Annotated in this window: 2 protein-coding genes; one reads left to right on the forward strand and one right to left on the reverse strand. The window is 58.6% G+C overall.

All coding sequences use genetic code 11. From position 1 onward, the window contains the following. Nucleotides 1-226 precede the first annotated feature (226 nt). A complete protein-coding gene (locus tag GNZ13_RS28965) occupies nt 227-754 on the forward strand; it encodes a hypothetical protein (RefSeq protein WP_172170959.1) in 528 nt (175 codons plus the stop codon). A 323-nt stretch (nt 755-1077) separates the two neighbouring features. Here GNZ13_RS28965 and GNZ13_RS28970 read toward each other — a convergent pair. Beyond that, nucleotides 1078-1745 (reverse strand): lytic transglycosylase domain-containing protein (locus tag GNZ13_RS28970; protein WP_172170961.1); only part of this gene is annotated, 668 nt, incomplete at its 5' end.

Here is a 1745-nt window from a genome sequence, read left to right on the forward strand (position 1 = left end):
AGCGGCCAGACATTGCGCTCGCCAGCCTACACCAGCATGTCCCCCCTCGCGGCGTCAAGGGTTCGCTCCGCCAGGCTCCCGCCTGCCCTTGACCCCAGCCCTCGTCCTTCTGCGCACGGGAGACCAACCCCCGGGCAAGGTTGGTCAGCGTCGTCGATTAATTTATGAGTAGCCCTTAAAAACCTTGACAACTTTCCGCTCATAGAAGGCGACCCGCCGCCCGGCCGTGGACAACCCGAGATCCAACAAGTCATGGAGGATCAACAACACATTAAACCCAACTGCAAATCTGTCCGTCCAACCGGGTCAACCTCATAAAGCCGTCACCCTGACGTGCTCAAATCATATTCCCTCAACAGCGTCCATTCTTTTTCCGCTCATCAACGTTGAGTGTTCAACCCAGGACCTGCCGCCGTTTCACTGCACGGACGCAGCATCATGCCGCAAATGCAGCGCGACTACTGCAGACGGCATCAGCCCAACCAGCCTGCACGTAACGGTTGACGGCAACGACGTACTGAACGGTGCACAGGGTTTCCGTGCGCTGTCGCCGTTCTTCAATTTCACGGTTCCTGCAGATAACATCCTTGGATCGGGCGCTGGACCCGGCATGTCGATCAGCGATGGGTACTGGGTGATGCTCAAACCGCTGTCGCCCGGTCAGCACACGATCAGATTTGGTGGTAGCTTTGTACGCGGTCCGGGAACTGGTTTCATGGTGGACACGACGTACGTCGTCACTGTGTCGCAGTGATTGAAGCCCCGCCCGCTCAGGGCGGGATGCAGGTCATGATTTCAAAGGATCCTTCGTCAGTTTTGGTTGGCGTGGCTCCGATTCGATGACTGAACTCGTCGTACGCGGATGCCCTCCACAATCTGGCAATACTGCTCGAAAGACATGGCGACTCCTAGGGCTTAGTCCTTCATTTGAACGCAATCGCCGGCTGACTACCTAAACGGCGCAGAAGATGGTTCCGTGTTGAGAGGTCATCCAGAGATGAAGCGATTCATAGAAGGTGCGTATGCAGCCGCACTTACTGCACCCGAGCGATCCGCGGATCAGCGTTGCGGACGATATCATCGGGGCTCGATTTGGCCAAGCCGCTCCGTCAGCGATTGCGGGTGGCCATCAAACAGCGCCGCGTAGTAAACCGTGTTCGACAATACATTCTTGACGTAGTCGCGGGTTTCGTTAAACGGAATTGTCTCCGCGAAAATCGCGCCTTCCACCGGTCGCGGCAGGTTGGCCTGCCACTTACGCGGGCGCCCAGGGCCGGCGTTGTAGCCGGCGGTCGCGAGCACGGCAGAACGGTCAAGCTGGTTGTAAATCATCGATAGATAGTACGTGCCAAGCAGGATGTTCGTGTCGATGTCGTTCATCCTGGCCCGCGAGATCGTACCGAGCCCGATCTTCCTCGCGACCATCTCAGCGGTGTTCGGCATCACCTGCATCAGGCCGCCCGCGCCAACCTCCGAGCGCGCATTGATAATGAAGCGCGACTCCTGGCGAATGAGGCCATACGCCCATCCGACGTCGAACCCGGTGGACCGCGTATCGCGCTCGACAATCGTGCGGAATGGCGCCAGGTAGCGCAGCGAAAAATCATGTTCCGTCTGCGTCCTGTCGGCAGTGCTCACAGCCCGGTCATAAAGCTCGATGCGACGCGCGTACTCGGCGACTGCGAGCAGTTGTCGGTCAGTCATGCCGCGCAGCTGCCAGTTCCACTCACGGTTGCCTTCCGTAC

The sequence above is a fragment of the Paraburkholderia elongata genome (assembly GCF_013177735.1).
GTDB classification, from domain to species: Bacteria; Pseudomonadota; Gammaproteobacteria; order Burkholderiales; family Burkholderiaceae; genus Paraburkholderia; species Paraburkholderia elongata.